Consider the following 15,740-nt stretch of genomic DNA (forward strand, 5'->3'; position numbering starts at 1 on the left):
CGCACTGGCATGTCCGCTCATGACCGAGGCTGCCAGGTGCACCAGACTATCCCAATGCTTTTCGATCAAAGCGCGGCATCTATCAACGCCACGAACGCCAGCACCAGGTGGGCAACCCGAACCCGCGCTTCGTCACAGAGGACTACCACGATGCGGCGATGCAAGGGTTCAGTGCTACGGTGAGCCAGCTGGCCCATCAGCTGGATCGGCTGCGCATCATCAACCGCGGCGGCCAGCTGCTCTACGACAGTCAGCGTCAACCCCGCGACGATGCGACCATGGCCCTGCAGGCCGCCCGGGAGATACCCGCCGAGCGACGGACCATGCTGGCCGATGGCTGGGCGGCTGTGGCAGCTGCTGCCCGCGAACGCGGCGCAAATCCCCAGTACCTTGATGCGATAGGCGGACACGCGAGGCGGGTCGCTGCGAGTGCGCAGTTGCAAGGGGACAGGGGCGCCAGGATCACGCCCTACACACGCGGAAAAGAGCAGGCCCTTTCCCGAGGTGCCAGCCCTGCCGGGCCATTCACCAGCCTAGCGGCCACGCCGCAGGCGAGCAAGCCTCCTGCGCGCAGCCGCTGAAAACATCACGCGGCCAAGCGGTGTTCGTAGTACGGCCGCGCCTTGTCATCGAGCAGCGCATCCAAGGCGTCCAGCGTGCGCCCCTGCGGCGTCAGCCAGGCTTCAACGTTCTCGGGCCGCAGCTGCACGATGCAGCGGTCATGCCCGGCCGCGGCCACTTCGGGCGGCGGATCATCCGTCACGGCCGCGAACGACCACAGGTCGGGCTCGTCGGAGCCCGCCGGCGGCGTCCAGTGCGAAAACAGGCAGGCGATGTACATCTCCTGCGGTGGACTGGGCTCGAACCGGAGCACGATGTTTTCTGGCGCCTCGCCAGCGCGCAGCGCCCGGCCTTCGGCCGCGTGCCGGGCCACGTTCTCGAAGAACGTGGTCACGAGCATGAGTGCGTGCGTCTGCCCGAACTGCTGCTTCCAGAACCCGCGCAGGTTGTCCCGGCGCGCGTTGTATGTCCCGGGGTACTTCCTGTCGTAGAGGGTCGGCTTGCCGGCCGGCCGGCACCCGTAGCGCATGGGCCAGATCACCGGCTCGCCGCCCTCGATCACCAGCACCGGCGCCCACCAGCCGGGGAAAATCCGCGTATCGCTTTCGCTCAGTTCGGGTCGCTTCAGCCTCGTCAGGCGCGCGAGCGCCTGGTCGATCTTGGCGGTGGCGATGCGCTGGTCTTCCTGGGCCTTCTTCGTCACCTTGGTCTGCAGGGCGCGCTCGGCGTCGGCTAGGCGCTTGCGCTGCGCGAACAGATCCTGCTCCAGCGCGGACACCTGGCTCGCGTCGAATTCCGCAATCAGCGCATGGATCTCGCGCTCCTCGGGCGAGTGGGGATGCGTGAACTGCGCATCCATCACCCTGGGCGTACGCATGGGCGGCTTGGGCTGCTGCCTGCGCCGCCAGTACAGATCGAAGAACGCCTTGAGCGCCAGGCGGGACCTCGGGAACAGGCGACGGAACGCGGCGTAGTCCGCGCGCACGGCGGCCGAGTAGCACATGGAGCGATCCTTTCCCTGAAAATCTTGACAGCAGTCTAGGGGAGGCTGGTGCATAGCGCCCGAAGCGTCGGATTTATACTGTACGTATGCACAGTGCAATCCAATGTTTTAACGTCCCAGTGCCGCTGGCCAGCAGCGGCCTGGTGCTGCCATTGGCCAATGCCAGCGTGCATGCCGGCTTCCCCTCGCCGGCGGACGATTACTTGGTCAAGCGGATCGACCTCAACGAAATCCTCGTCACCCATCCCCAGGCTACCTTTCTTTTCCGTGTTGCCGGGGACTCCATGCAGGACCTGGGCATCTTCGACGGCGATCTGTTGCTGGTGAACCGAGCCCTCAAACCCTGCCACGGCAACATCGTGGTGGCCGTGGTGGACGGTGAATACGCCGTCAAGCAACTGTACCTTCGCGCCGGCCGGCTCAAGCTCAAGGCAGGCAACCCGACGTACCCGGAAATCGTGCCTACGGAAGGGCAGACGATCGAGGTTTGGGGCGTGGCCACCAGCTGCATCAAGCGGTTCCAGTGATGCACCATGCTGGCACTCCTCGATGGCAACAATTTCTACGTGAGCTGCGAGCGCGTTTTCCGGCCGAGCCTGCAGGGCCGGCCGGTGGTCGTGCTCAGCAACAATGACGGTTGCGCGATCAGCCGCAGCAACGAAGCCAAGGCGCTGGGCATCAAGATGGCCCAGCCGCACCATGAATTCCGCCATCTCGAAGACCGCGCCGGCCTGGTCAGCCTGAGCGCCAATTTCACCCTGTACGGCGATATGTCGGACAGGATGATGAGCTTGGCCGCAGGCCTCGGGCCCGGCCAGGAGATCTACAGCATCGATGAGTGCTTCGTGGATCTTCACGGCGTGCGTGGCAACCTGGCCGAGCGCGCGCATGCCATCCGCGCTCGCATCCACCGTTGGATCGGTATTCCGACGTGCATCGGCATAGCGCCCACGAAAACCTTGGCCAAGTTGGCCAACCACATCGCCAAGTGCGCAGAAAGGAAAGCCGGCAGCTACCCTGCGCAGCACGCGCAGGTATGCCACCTGGGTGCGCTGCCGCAGGCCGACGTGGACCTGCTGCTCGCCATCACTGACGTGGGCGACGTGTGGGGAGTTGGGCCGCGTATCGGCGCACAACTGCGCGACGCCGGCGTGGCCACCGCGCAGGATTTGGCGCGGCTCGACCCGGCTTCGGTGCGCCGCCGCTGGTCGGTGGTGCTCGAACGCACCGTTCGCGAGTTGCAAGGCATGCCCTGCATCGATCTGGAAGAGGCTCCCACGCCCAAGCGCGAGATCGCCGTGACGAGATCCTTCGGCCGGCCGGTGCGCGAGTTGCCGCAGTTGCTGCAGGCCGTGAGCGACTTCGCGACACGCGCGGCCGAGAAGCTGCGGCGACAGGGGAGCCTGGCCGGGCGCGTGCTGGTCTTCGCGCACACCTCGCCGTTCCGGCCAGGCCCGCGCTGGGCCAAGTCGCTCGTGGTGCCGTTGCGCCGGCCCACGGCCGACACGGCGAAGATCATCCAGGCGGCCACGATGGGTCTAGAACTGATTTTCGAGCCCGGCTACAACTTGGCGAAAGCCGGCGTGATGCTGCTGGACCTCTGCGACAGCAGCATCCTGCAAGGCGAACTCGATCTTGAAGATGAATCTGGCCGCAACCGCGGCCAGCTGATGAGCGTGGTGGACAAGCTCAATGCCCGATGGGGAAAAGCCACGGTGAAGCAGGGCAGCGTCGGCACCGCGGCCGCGCGGCGTGACTGGGCAATGCGCCAGGCCCGACGAACACCCCAGTACACCACCGACTGGCGACAGGTTCCCGTCGCGCGCGCCTAAAGCCAGCGGACGGCGTTGCCCTCAATCACCTTACCCAACTCCATAAAGGGGAAGTGCAACTGTTCTTGCGGCTGACGATGTCAGCGGGCATGGAGCGCCTGCGCCTCGAAATTCTGGATCGCTATGAAAGTGGCATCCTCGGCATGCTTATGCTGTTGCTTAATATCAGTATCATTTTTCTTAAGCATTTAGCGAAAACGGGACGTATACATGGGTGCAGGACATTCACACGGAGCGACGACGCCTTCCGGCACGGCCGCAGGACGGCACAAGACGCGGTTGATGGGAGCTTTGGCGCTCACGACCATATTCATGGCCGTGGAAGTCGTCGGTGGCCTGTGGACCGGTAGTCTCGCTCTACTCGCCGATGCAGCGCATATGCTGACCGATGCCGGTGGCTTGGCCCTGGCGCTGCTTGCGATCCGTTTTTCCGAGCGCCCTGCAACTCCTCAGAAGACCTACGGCTATGTCCGATCTGAAGTGTTGGCAGCACTGGCGAACGCCGTCGTCCTTCTTGTGCTGACCCTCTACATCCTCTACGAGGCTTACCAGCGATTCCTGAACCCTCCTGAGATTCTGAGTGGCCCGATGCTGATCGTCGCCGTCGTCGGTCTCGCCGTCAACCTAGTGAGCATGAAACTCCTCTCTGCCGGGTCGTCAGAGAGCCTCAACGTGAAGGGCGCCTACTTCGAGGTGCTCGCCGACATGCTAGGTTCGCTCGGTGTTCTCGTCGCGGCGGCGATCGTCATGTTCACGGGCTGGAAGCTGGCTGATCCCATCGTCGGCGCCGGCATTGGCCTTTTCATCGTTCCACGGACATGGATCTTGTTGAAGCAGGCGATTCATATCCTGATGGAAGGCACGCCCCCTGAAATTGACATCTCCTTGTTGGAAGACAAGCTCAAGGAAATTCCCGGCATCACGGCCGTGCATGACCTCCACGTCTGGACAATCACATCAGGTGTTGATGCGATGAGTTGCCACTTGGTTGTGACCAATATGGCCGATGCCCCTAAGACACTGGTTGCCGCCAAGTCAGCAATGGAAACAACCTTCGATATCACCCACACCACGATCCAGATCGAGGATCAAGATTTGCGCAAGGCTGAGAGAGAACTCAAATATTGATTCTGTTGCCAAACACATTTATGCAAACCGCTGCAATGCTCCTTTCAAAGAACCGGGTCAAGAGCCGTTCCCCATCGGGCAACGGCGGAACTTAAGCCGCACTAATTGGATCATGACGCCTGTGCCCAGGCGAGAAAGCTTGGCTGCCTGTGACTCGGTGTATGTCATCATCGCCGATTGCTCCGCAGGCTTGGTCCGTCGCGAGCGTCAATGAAGACCTGTACGCGCCTGCCTGCCATGCGCACAGAAGCGCCACCTGTTCCTTCGATCCGCGCAGTAGGAGCTACCGCGTTGGAGTGGAGCCTGGCGAGTGGGTGCAGGCCGAAGCGATGTCCAAGCGCGCATCGTAGACCTGGGTCGTGATTGCCATCAGACCGAGGACGGAATGGAACAGGTTGTCATGGGACAGTGCCAGAGCGGTCTTGCCGTTGAGACATGCTGTATCGAGCCCACGGCTTGCCTTGAAAGATTCGGAGAGCCACCACACCATGGGTACACGGGTCTGTTCGTTGGGGGCAATGGCCTGCGGCAACCCGTGCAGGAAGAGTCCTTTTTCACCCAGGGACTCGCCATGATCCGAGACATATATCATCGCGGTATCGAAACGCTCCTGCTGCGTCTTGAGATAGGCGACAGCCTGGCTCAACACATGGTCGGTATAGAGAACGGCATTGTCATAGGCATTGACGATGCTCTGGCGATCACAGCGCCGCAACTCGCCGGTGTCGCAGGTGGGCTGGAAGCGGCGAAAGGCGGTGGGATACCGTTTGTAGTACGCAGGACCGTGATTCCCCAGCATATGAAGGACGACCACGATGTCTCCGGTCGAGCCCTGGGTAAGAGCGCCAACGTTGCGCAGCAGCACTTCGTCGAAGCACCGTCCGTCTTCGCACAAGGCGGCGTCTGCCTTGGGATCGACGATGGTCTCACCCAGGCCGTCGCACACCCCCTTGCATCCTGATTGGTTGTCCTTCCAGCGCACGGACACGCCTGCACGCGACAGCACGTGCAACAGGGATTCGCTGGAACGAATCCGCTTTTCGTCATAGTCTCTCCTGCCGACGGCCGAGAACATACATGGAAGCGATGTCTCGGTATTGGTGCCGCAAGCAGTGACGTTGCTGAAGTTGAGCACGTCCAATGCCTTCATCTGTGGCGAGGTCTGCCGCAGATAGCCGTTGAGACCCCAGCTCGCCGCCCGGAGCGTCTCCCCCACCACGATGAACATCAGCGTTGGCTTGCGGCCCTGCACTGCTGGGGCAATGCGCGCATCCATCCCTACAGGCGTGCGCACGATCGCTATCTCAGCGTCGGTGGACAGCACCCGCGCCGTGGAATAGAGCAGATTGGCAGGTGTGATGAGGTAGCGCAGCTCCTTCTGGTTCCTCATCAACGCCGAAAAGTCCTGGAAGACAAGCAGCAGCGAAATCACCAAGACCAAAGCAGCCCCGACAATGAACAGCAATCGACACAACAGGGCGCGAGCGAAGGGGTGTGCCACCACGCGCACCCGCCATATGCACGCGACGGGTACCAGGGAATAGGCGAGCACATGCAACAGCAAGCTTGCCGACAGCAACTCGCTAGCCTCAGTCGTATCTGTACGCAAAACGTTGCGCAGCATGCTCGGGTCGTAGTAGACACCGTAGCGTTGCATGAAGAAGGTGGCGAATGCTGTGGCCAGAACAAGCGCGGTCAAGAGCGGTCGCACGATCCAACGATTTGCCAGCAGGCCAAAGATGAGGGCATGAAGTGCAATCAACGACAGCACCAGGGCAGCCGCGAACAACCAGGTTCCCGGGTCAGCCCAGTGGCGGCCAGCTGTGCTGGCCGACAGGAACGAGGTGTTGCCCAGCAATGCGAGGTATGCGCATACCCACAGCACCAAGCCATGGGTTCCAATACTCGGTCGCCAATTTGTCCAGTGCAGCAAGTTCTCGCGCACGAACGAAAGGTGGGCAGAGTGGCGCCGCCTTGTTTGGTTCATCTTGCTTTGCGGTGTTGATTTCTGAAAAACACCAGGTCTTTCGATGAGATGTCGAGGCGGTAGACCTTTCCAGCCCTCCAGCCATCCGACCATGGCATCCAGCCTTCATGCACGGGGGGTAGCGAGATCTGTTGCAAGAACTGCGGCGACCAATGCACCCAACATCCGCTTCGAGCACGTGAAGGATGTCATGGCGTTCCTTGCTGAGGTGCCCGGAGAATCTCCGTTTAATCCTGCGAGCCGTCAGTGGCGCGGACGGTTGCGTCCGGCCTTCCCTTGCCGAAAATCCATCTGCATCCGGCGGTCTCTCAAACGCTTGGCCAGACGTGTTGTGTACTTGATGCGCTTGTTCCGCTCAGGGTGGCGTCGTATCCAGAACGACCGCACTCGCCAGAAGGCGAGCGCAGTAATCAGGAAGCTGATCCAGATCCAGACGAGCTTGACCGCTACTGCGTGGACCATAGATGAACAAGGTGATTGCGCGCAGCGCGCACGGGTCTGGATTGATGAAAATCGTCGCCGGGATGTGCGTGAGCGGCAACGGTTTCGATCATCGTGGGGTCACTTCAGCGTGTACCGCACCGAGGCAACGGATTTACCGGCCTTGGAAACGGCTGCCACCACCTTGGTGCCCGATCCCACCTTGAAGCTGCCTGCAGCTTCGAGCGCGGCGCCTGACGGCTTCAATTCGACCTCCTGTTTGTCGGTGCCGGCCAGCAGCGTCACCTTGGCCGTCATGCCGGCCACGTCCACCGGTTTGCCGTGGTCACGCACATGCAGTTGTAGCTTGTCTGCACTGGCCACCAGTTCATAGTCGATGTCTTTCGACTGAGCGACAACGCCGCCGTGCAGAGGCTTGGTGTCATGGTCTTTTTCGGAGGCGAACGCGATTCCCGAGACCGAGATGGCCAGGGCGAGCAGTGCATGGTTGAATTTCATGGAATCTCCTTGTTGGGAAGGGAAAAAGGGCCCCGTGTGAGCGGGGGCCCCTTTGGGGAACTACGCGGAATAGGGGGTGACGGGGTGCGCAGGCTCAGCGGACACGTCCTCGTCTTGTTCGTCAGGCTTGTGCGCCAGGCGGTAGAGGATGGGCAGCACCAGCAGGGTCAGCAGAGTCGAAGAAAGGATCCCTCCGATGACCACAGTGGCCAGCGGGCGCTGCACCTCGGCACCCGTTCCGGTGGCGATCGCCATCGGAATGAAGCCCAGCGAAGCGACCAGCGCGGTCATGAGCACGGGGCGCAGGCGGGTCAACGCACCGTCCCGTATCGCCGCGTCCAGCGCCACGCCTTCTTCCCGCAGCGTGCGGATGTACGAGATCATCACTAACCCGTTGAGCACCGCCACCCCTGAGAGCGCAATGAACCCGACGGCGGCCGATATCGACATCGGTATGTCCCGTAGCCACAAGGCCAGGATGCCGCCCGTCAACGCGAAGGGAATGCCGGTGAACACCAGCAGGCCATCCTTGGCGTTGCCGAACATGGCGAACAGCAGCACGAACACCAGCAGCAGGGAGACGGGCACCACGATCTGCAGGCGCTTGGACGCGGACTGCAGGTTCTCGAAGGTGCCGCCCCAGCTCGTCCAGTAGCCTGTGGGGATCTTGATCTGCGCCAGGCCTTGCTCCGCCTCGGCGACGAAGGAACCCACGTCACGCCCGCGCACGTTGGCGCTGACCACGATGCGGCGCTTGCCGTTTTCGCGGCTGACCTGGTTGGGGCCGGGCGCGAGTTCAAACGATGCCACTTCTCCAAGCGGAATGAAGTTGATTCGAGCCTCTGCCGCCCCGGATGCCCGGGGCAACGGAATGGGCAGGCGCTTCATGCCTTCCAGGTCATTGCGGATCGATTCCGGCAGACGCACCAGGATGTCGAAGCGCCGGTCGCCTTCAAACAGAGTGCCAGCCTCGCGTCCGCCGATGGCCGTTGCCACGGTGTCCTGGATGTCCGCCACATTCAGGCCGTAGCGCGCAGCCTTCTGGCGATCAATGTTCACGGTAAGCATCGGCAGGCCGGTGGTCTGCTCGACCTTGACCTCGGACGAGCCCTGAATCTTCTGCAGCATCGAGGAAACCTCTTCCGCAGTCTTGTTCAGGACTTCCATGTCGTCGCCGAAGATCTTCACCGCCACATCGCTTCGCACTCCGGAAATCAGCTCATTGAAGCGCAGTTGGATGGGTTGCGAGAATTCGTAGTTGTTGCCTGGGATCTTGCCGACCACCTCTTGGATGCCCGCGAGAAGCTCATCCCGCGTCTTGCGAGGTGTAGGCCACTCGTCCATCGGCTTGAGCATGATGTACCCGTCAGAGATGTTCGGAGGCATAGGGTCCGAGGCGATCTCTGCCGTGCCAGTGCGCGCGAAAACTCGTTCAATCTCCGGGAACTTGGCCTTGAGTGTGCTTTCAATCTGCTGCTGCATGGCGACGGATTGCGACAGGCTGGTACCTGGGATGCGCAGCGCCTGGATAGCGAGGTCGCCCTCATTGAGCTGGGGCACGAATTCGCTGCCCATGCGGGTGGCGATCAGCCCACACAGCACCACGGCTACCGCAGCGATGGTGAGCACCAGGGCCTTGGCCGACATCACGCGATCCAGCAGCGGTGCGTAGATGCGCTTGGCGTGGCCGAGCAGGAAGTTTTCCTTCTCGTTCACGCGGTTGCCGATGAACAGGGCCACGGCCGCAGGGATGAACGTCACCGACAGGATCATGGCGCCCACGAGTGCTGCCACCACGGTAAACGCCATGGGATGGAACATCTTCCCCTCGACGCCTGTCAGCGCGAAGATAGGCAGGTACACCACCATGATGATGAGTTGGCCGAACAACAGCGCCCGGCGCGACTCCTTGGAGGCCAGGAAGACTTCGTGGAAGCGCTCGGCGCGCGTCAACGGCCGACCATGATGGGCCTGAGCGTGGGCCAAACGCCGCACGCAGTTTTCGACGATCACCACCGCGCCGTCGATGATGATCCCGAAGTCGAGCGCTCCCAGGCTCATGAGGTTGGCGCTGACTTTGTAGTTGACCATACCCGTGAAGGTGAACAACATGGAAAGCGGAATCACCATCGCCGTGATCACTGCTGCACGGATGTTGCCCAGGAATAGGAACAAGATCACGATCACCAAAATCGCGCCTTCGAGCAGGTTCTTCTTCACCGTGTTGATGGCTTTGTCCACCAGCACGGTGCGGTCGTACACCGTCACCGCATGTACGCCCTCGGGCAAGTTGCGGTTGATCTCCACCATCTTCTTGTCCACGGCCTGGGAGACGGTACGGCTGTTCTCTCCGATCAACATGAACACCGTACCCAGCACCACCTCACGGCCGTTGTCCGTGGCGGCACCGGTGCGCAGTTCGCGACCCAGGGCCACGTCGGCCACGTCGCGCACGCGCACCGGCACGCCGTTGGCGCTGCTCAGGATCACGTTGCCGATATCCTCCAGCGACCGGACCTGCCCAGGGGCACGGATGAGGTACTGCTCCCCACGCTTTTCGATGTAGCCCGCGCCCACGTTGCCGTTGTTGCGGTCCAGCGCGGTCACGATGTCCTGCAGCGTCATCCCCAGCGATGCCAGCCGCTCTGGTATGGGGGCAATCTGGTATTCCTTCGCGAAACCGCCAATCGAGTTGATTTCCGTGACGCCGGGAACGTTACGCAGCTGCGGCTTGATGATCCAGTCCTGGATCTCGCGCAGGTCGGTCGGGGTGTAGGGGTTGCCGTCCGGCTTCTTGGCACCGTCCTTGGTATCCACGGTCCACAGGTAGATTTCACCCAGGCCCGTGGAGATGGGCCCAAGGGCCGGAGTGATGCCTATGGGCAGGCGGTCGCGTGCTTCCTGGATGCGCTCGTTCACCAATTGCCGAGCAAAGTAGATATCGGTGCCGTCTTTGAAGATCACCGTTACCTGAGACAGTCCGTAGCGGGATAAGGACCGTGTCTGCTCCAGGTTGGGCAGGCCGGCCATGACTGTCTCGATGGGGTAAGTCACGCGCTGCTCGGCCTCCAACGGCGAGTAACCGGGCGCCTGCGTGTTGATCTGCACCTGGACGTTGGTGATGTCGGGCACCGCGTCGATCGGTAGCTTCTGGTAGTTGAATACGCCGAGCGCCGCCATGGCGAGGGCCGCGAGCAGCACCAGCCAGCGCTGCTCGATCGAAAATCGAATCAGTTTTTCAAACATGGAGCGACTCCGAGGTCAGTGCGTGTGCTCGGCCGAGGCCTTGCCCAGTTCGGACTTCACAACGAAGCTGCCGGTTGCCGCATAGGGAGCGCCTTGCTTGAGGCCCTGGAGCACTTCCACGCGCTTGCCGTCACTGCGTCCGAGTTGCACGGGTTGTGTGATGAAGCCGCCGTTGACCTTGAGAAAGACCACTGGCTTCTCGCCCACGGTCTGCACGGCGTCTGTAGCGATCGTTACCGGAACGGTCGCCTCATCCGCAACCACTTCGACGTTGACGAAGAGGCCGGGTCGCCATGCGCCATTGGGGTTGTCCAAAACCACACGAGCCTTCGCAGTACGGGTCTGCTCACCAATCAACGAGCCGACGAAAGCCACAGTTCCGGTAGCTGAGGCGTCGAACGCCGTCGCTTTGATTGTGACCTTTTCTCCCACCCGCACTTGGGGCAGATCCTTGGCCGGCACATTGATCTCGGCCCAAACCTTGCTGAGGTCGGAGATGGTGAAGACGGCTGCATCTTCCTTGACAGCTTCGCCCAGGCTGATGTGCTTTTCAATCACGATACCGTCAAAGGGTGCTCGTAGTTCAAGCCGATTCAAGCCGGATGGAGACGACGCGCCGAGTCCCAGTGCACCCAGCTTCTGGTGGGCATTGGCGACCGCCACTTCGGCTTCATTCAGGGCCTGCCTAGCCTGCAAGTAGTCCTGTTCCGCGGAGACTTTCTGCTCCCACAGTTTTTTCTCACGCTCGTAGGTGGTTTTGGCTAATGCCAGGCGCTTTTGTGCTGTCTGTAGCTCGCTGCGTTGCTCCGAAGCCGTAGGGCTGGCAATCGCTGCCAGAACCTGGCCCTTCTTGACGACCTGGCCCAAGTTTGCGCTGACGCTTTCAACGACGCCTGCGAGGCGCGGTACCACGTGCGAGGTGCGGTCTTCGTTCAGGCGGATTTCACCGGGTAGCAGCAAGGAACTCTTGATGCTGGCAGCGGATGCCGTGTCAACGCCGATGGCGGCCGCCTTGATCTGGGCGTCAGTCAACTCCACCTTGCCTTCTTCCTTGCTCAGCACGAACATGAAGGGCTCATTGGCGTGTTGGGCAATGATCTCGACTTCGAAGGCATGGGGTTCTTCCACCGCTTCGCGACTCACCCAACTTCCCTTTTCAGCGCTGAAGGTCAGGGCCTGTTTGTCCCCGGTGGGGCGAGTGATGGTCGCGGTCACGGACGCCGCATTCGCCGGCACCGCCTGGTCCTTGTCGGACATCCAGATGCGCAGGCGTGGCTCCCCACCGCCTTCTGCCAGCAAGGCCTCCAGTGTGAAGTCGCCTTCCTTGAACAAAGTGCCGCCATTGGGGCCCTTGGCTTCACTCGCCTCATGGTGCTCTTCGTCGGCATGGCCCTTGTCATCGTCGTGGCCCTTGCCATCTGCCTTGCCGTGGTGTTCACCGTCACCGTGGCCCTTGGCTTCGGTGTGGGTTCCGTGGCCATGGCCATCGCCCTCCGCGGCCTTGGTATTGCCGCCCTGAAGGAGAAATGCTCCGGCTCCGACGCCTAAGGCGAGTACGACGGCAATGGCAATCAGGTGCCTTTTGCTGATGGTTGGTTTGCTGGTGGTCATGGTCAATCTCAGTTATGCGTGATGGTCTGATCCGCGGGAGACGCCCCCCCAAGCAGACGGTCGATCTCGGCTGCTGCGCGGTGGGCCTCAGCGAGTGCCTTGAGGTACTGCGATTTGGCGGTGAAGTACGTGCGCTGTGCGTCAAGGACTTCGAGGAAGCTGAACTTGCCGTTTTCGAAACCGATGGTCGCTGCGTCGTAGGCCGACTTAGAGCCTGGAAGTACATCCGCCTGGAGAGCCTGCACTTCGTTAGCAATGGTGGACAACCGGTCGTGCGCCTGGGCGACCTCGCTGCGCAGGCGCACCGTAATGGCCTGAAGCTCGTCTTGCGCCTTGTCTTCGAGCTTCAGAGCCTCCAGCAGGTTGCCTTGGTTGCGGTCAAACAGGGGCAAGGGCATTGAGATGCCCAGAAGTAGCACATTGCGCTGGGTCTCGTTGGCCCGTTGCACACCGGCACTGACCGTGACGTCTGGCACGCGCTTGCTCCGTTCCACTTCCGTCAAGGCCCGGCGCCGTTCCACCTCGACCTTGGCCAGCACGACGGCTGGTGAAGAATCCACCAGGGACTGCAGATCCATCAGGGTCGGCAATGTGGGCAGGTCGTCAGCCTTACCCTCCAGCGCACCGGCGACGGCAGTGGTTCTGCCGAGCAGCGCATTCAGGCGCGTCAAGGCATTGCGTTCTTCGCTGGCGGCCTGGCTCAACTCAACGCGGATACCGGACTCCGCCACCCTGGCCTTGGTTTCCTCGACAGGAGAGACCTTGCCTGCCGCAACCCGTTTGGCCACAGCGTCCGTGGACGACTTGGCCAGCGCCGAACTGTCCTTTGCCAAAGCAAGCCGCTCCTGCGCGGTCAGCACATCGAAAAAAGCTGCCACCACGTTGGCGCGAACGGTGGCGCGCACGTCTGCCAACTGTGCCAGGGCTTGCTCACGGGCCTTTTCAGCGGCCTTTGTGCGTGCAGCGCGCTTTCCCCCCAGTTCGATGGGCAGGTTCAGCTGCCAACTCTGCGTGCGCGTCTGCGAACGTGTGTCTTCAAGCGAGTAGGCCAGTTCCGGGTTAGGTCTAACTCGGCCCTGGATCACCTGTCCTTCGGAGGCTTCGACTTGGCGTGTGGCGGCAGCCACCTCGGGGTTGCTTTCCATCGCAAGCTCGATGGCCCTGGCGAGCGACAACGGCGTGGCGGACAACACAGAAGTGGTACCCAGCACCGATTGAGGGCTTTGCATGCTGGGAGCCATCACTTGGGACCAAGCTCCGGTGGTACCCAGCAATATGGTGGCAGCCACCGTTGCGAGCGCGAATTTCTTGTGGCCGCGCGCGGCGCGCTGACCCTTGTTACCGTGATTACCCTTTAACATCCGATTCTCCAATGACCTCGAAATACGAAGACATCGGCGGGAGGGCAGACACAGGTCTGCTTGGTGGCCTGTGGTTCGTTTCGCCTTACCGCGCACGCCCAAGCACGTCACGAAGACGTGCAGGCTGACTGGCTAGTTGGCTGAAAAGAGAAGTAGGCGCCCCGCCGATCAGGCGAGGACGGGCCACTGAGGGCGATCGGGCGGAGAGGGGTTCACGCCAGTGAAAGGCGTGGAGATATGAGCAACCATGGTGTTGCCACGGTCCACGGATTGCTTGGCCACATGGAGCTGAGTTACACCCAAGCCCAAGCCACCGCAAAGGCGGCAGTCGCGATCGGACTTGTCGAGGCTTGGCTCACTCTTCTTGGTCTTGCCGACTGTATCGGTGTCAGCATGCTTATGCTCGTGGTGACCGATGTGCTCCGTCTTCGCTGGCTCACTTTCATGCTGGCAATACGAAGCCACCGCTGCCCAGCTGAACTGGAGCGGTAGTATCAGTATGAAAATGGCGATCCAGCGACGCATCATCACAGTCTAGCATGGCGAGGTGTCGGATCGTCGGTCAGGCTTGCCCGTTTAAACTACCTTGACGCCAAATTAAGTTTGCGTACCTGTACGATTACTGAATAAAGTGCGAGCATGTCCTCGCCGCCCCTTCGTGCCCTGGAACGCGAATTCCGCCGCCAGCTGCTCCCCGGCGTCGGCGGCCTGACCACCTACGCCGATCGGTACGACGCCCAGCTGCAGCGCCTGCGCGAAGCCACCCCCGTGCAGGCGAAGGCGGAATTCGCCCGGCTCGGCGGCGTGGTCAAGTCTTGGCGCCAGTACCTCAAGCAGGGCATCACCCTGGCGGTGCTGGGCTCGATTCGGCCCGGCCGCGAGCATGTGCGCAAGTGGCAGTTGGACCGCTTCGGCCAGTCGCAGACCAGCGCCCACCTTCGCCAGTTCGCCGATGAAGCCCGCGCCGGCGGCGGCCGGGGAGACGAGATCCGGTTGTCACCGGCGTTGAACGACGAGTGCGCGGCGCTCTTTCGCCGCTACAAGGATGCGCTCAAGCGCCCGCCGGCACCTGCTGGGCCATCTTCCGCAATATCCCCTCGGCCGGGATGAGGAAGTTCGTGTAGTCCTGGCCGGCGATCCATCGCGGCGCCTTGCCGCGCCCGGTCCATGTCTTGCCGCTGTTCGGGTCGTAGTACCTGGCCGGCGCCTTCTTCCTGGGCTCGATCTTCCGGGTGCGTGCCGCCGCAGCGGCACCGGGCATCACGTCCGCCTGGCTCAGGTCGTAGGTGGCCATCAGTTCGCGGATCTGCGCGATGGCGGCGTCGCGCGCCTCGGAGCGCACGGCCTGGATCTTCGCGTCCAGCGCCTCGCGTGCCGCAAGAAGCTCTGCCAGGGAAAGCCCGGCCCATTGGTCATCAGTCATGGCCGAGAGTCTAGCGACCGCCGCCCCGGCGGCCGCGCCCGCGCCTCAGCTTCTGCCCAGCGTGCCGAATAGGGCCGCCGCCAGGCCCAGCAGCACGATGACCAGCCAGACCAGCCGGTTCGTCCAGCGGTACACCTCGTTGCGCCGCATCTTCTGCGACGTGCGCGGCACCATCAGCCCAAACGCCCGGCGGACGACTTTTCTCGCGCCGATCATGCCACCCGCCCTCAGTACGCGATCACGAAATCGACTTGGCTGTCCCGGGCGCCGCCGACCACCGCCCGGGTGGTGCGAATCCGCTCGGCTGGCACGCCGTTGTCGATCAGGAACTGGCGCGCCTCGGCGATGCGTGAGTAGGCCCGGGCCTCGGCCAGGTGGCCGCCCCGGGCCGGCAACTCGGCCGCGTCGCCGTAGTTGTCGGGCGCCGGCGGGCGCACCGCAGGCACCGGAGCGCCATACTCCAGCGCACGCGCCGGCACCGGCGCGGCCACGCGCGCCGGCGGCGCCGGCATCCTGGCGTAGACGTGCGCCACGCCATGCGGCGTCGTCACGGTGAGGTTGTCGTAGACCCCTTCCGGGGTCTCCTCGTTTTCAGTGCAATAAGTGACGGTACGAAAAGCTAGCACTGGCGCGGAGGTGGTGTTGGTAG

The 15,740-nt window shown here is 62.4% G+C and carries 13 protein-coding genes and 1 pseudogene; 5 read left to right on the forward strand and 9 right to left on the reverse strand.

Annotation, left to right across the window (positions count from 1 at the left end):
• Nucleotides 1–107: 107 nt before the first annotated feature.
• The gene (locus FVQ98_RS20375; protein ID WP_370512994.1) at nucleotides 108–581 is read left to right on the forward strand and encodes a zeta toxin family protein; all 474 of its coding nucleotides are present in this window, start codon (nucleotides 108–110) and stop codon (nucleotides 579–581) included.
• 5 nt (nucleotides 582–586) lie between these two features.
• Here the strand turns inward: FVQ98_RS20375 and FVQ98_RS18930 are convergent, their stop codons facing one another.
• Complete coding sequence (locus FVQ98_RS18930; protein ID WP_147915012.1) at nucleotides 587–1,564, reverse strand: SOS response-associated peptidase family protein; 978 nt, start codon at nucleotides 1,562–1,564, stop codon at nucleotides 587–589.
• Nucleotides 1,565–1,650: 86 nt separating this feature from the next.
• Here FVQ98_RS18930 and FVQ98_RS18935 point away from each other — a divergent pair, with 86 nt between their 5' ends.
• The 3 genes from FVQ98_RS18935 (at nucleotide 1,651) to FVQ98_RS18945 (ending at nucleotide 4,524) form a co-directional block, all read left to right on the forward strand.
• Nucleotides 1,651–2,091 carry a LexA family protein gene (locus FVQ98_RS18935; protein ID WP_147915013.1) on the forward strand — a complete coding sequence of 147 codons (441 nt, stop codon included), beginning with the start codon at nucleotides 1,651–1,653 and terminating at the stop codon, nucleotides 2,089–2,091.
• A 6-nt stretch (nucleotides 2,092–2,097) separates the two neighbouring features.
• On the forward strand, nucleotides 2,098–3,396 hold the full coding sequence (locus FVQ98_RS18940; RefSeq protein WP_147915014.1) for a Y-family DNA polymerase: 1,299 nt from the start codon (nucleotides 2,098–2,100) through the stop codon (nucleotides 3,394–3,396).
• 210 nt (nucleotides 3,397–3,606) lie between these two features.
• Nucleotides 3,607–4,524, forward strand: a complete 918-nt coding sequence (locus FVQ98_RS18945) for a cation diffusion facilitator family transporter (RefSeq protein WP_147915015.1) — start codon at nucleotides 3,607–3,609, stop codon at nucleotides 4,522–4,524.
• A 283-nt stretch (nucleotides 4,525–4,807) separates the two neighbouring features.
• On the opposite strand, the gene FVQ98_RS18950 is transcribed toward FVQ98_RS18945, so the two are convergent.
• The 5 genes from FVQ98_RS18950 to FVQ98_RS18975 all read right to left on the reverse strand — a co-directional run bounded on the left by FVQ98_RS18950 (nucleotide 4,808) and on the right by FVQ98_RS18975 (nucleotide 13,668).
• Nucleotides 4,808–6,604: a phosphoethanolamine transferase gene (locus FVQ98_RS18950; protein WP_231698656.1), complete on the reverse strand. Its 1,797-nt coding sequence runs from the start codon at nucleotides 6,602–6,604 to the stop codon at nucleotides 4,808–4,810.
• Between the two features lie 468 nt (nucleotides 6,605–7,072).
• Nucleotides 7,073–7,450, reverse strand: coding sequence for a hypothetical protein (locus FVQ98_RS18960; protein ID WP_147915017.1), 378 nt, complete (start codon nucleotides 7,448–7,450; stop codon nucleotides 7,073–7,075).
• Between the two features lie 60 nt (nucleotides 7,451–7,510).
• Nucleotides 7,511–10,696: a CusA/CzcA family heavy metal efflux RND transporter gene (locus FVQ98_RS18965; RefSeq protein ID WP_147915018.1), complete on the reverse strand. Its 3,186-nt coding sequence runs from the start codon at nucleotides 10,694–10,696 to the stop codon at nucleotides 7,511–7,513.
• 15 nt (nucleotides 10,697–10,711) lie between these two features.
• A complete protein-coding gene (locus tag FVQ98_RS18970; protein WP_147915019.1) occupies nucleotides 10,712–12,307 on the reverse strand; it encodes an efflux RND transporter periplasmic adaptor subunit in 1,596 nt (531 codons plus the stop codon).
• 8 nt (nucleotides 12,308–12,315) lie between these two features.
• The gene (locus tag FVQ98_RS18975; protein WP_147915020.1) at nucleotides 12,316–13,668 is read right to left on the reverse strand and encodes a TolC family protein; all 1,353 of its coding nucleotides are present in this window, start codon (nucleotides 13,666–13,668) and stop codon (nucleotides 12,316–12,318) included.
• A 639-nt stretch (nucleotides 13,669–14,307) separates the two neighbouring features.
• On the opposite strand from FVQ98_RS18975, the gene FVQ98_RS18985 reads away from it, so the two are divergent.
• Entirely contained in the window at nucleotides 14,308–14,778 is a 471-nt protein-coding gene (locus FVQ98_RS18985; protein WP_147915022.1) for a hypothetical protein, read from the forward strand.
• Here the strand turns inward: FVQ98_RS18985 and FVQ98_RS18990 are convergent.
• The 3 genes and pseudogenes from FVQ98_RS18990 to FVQ98_RS19800 all read right to left on the reverse strand — a co-directional run.
• Entirely contained in the window at nucleotides 14,720–15,091 is a 372-nt protein-coding gene (locus tag FVQ98_RS18990) for an H-NS histone family protein (RefSeq protein WP_147915023.1), read from the reverse strand. The two genes, FVQ98_RS18985 and FVQ98_RS18990, sit on opposite strands and share 59 nt — an antisense overlap.
• 45 nt (nucleotides 15,092–15,136) lie before the next feature.
• The gene (locus FVQ98_RS19795; protein WP_187265813.1) at nucleotides 15,137–15,307 is read right to left on the reverse strand and encodes a hypothetical protein; all 171 of its coding nucleotides are present in this window, start codon (nucleotides 15,305–15,307) and stop codon (nucleotides 15,137–15,139) included.
• An 11-nt stretch (nucleotides 15,308–15,318) separates the two neighbouring features.
• A pseudogene (locus tag FVQ98_RS19800) lies at nucleotides 15,319–15,740 on the reverse strand (hypothetical protein); the annotation flags it as partial.

It is taken from the genome of Ottowia flava (assembly GCF_008017535.1).
Taxonomy (GTDB): Bacteria; Pseudomonadota; Gammaproteobacteria; order Burkholderiales; family Burkholderiaceae_C; genus Ottowia; species Ottowia flava.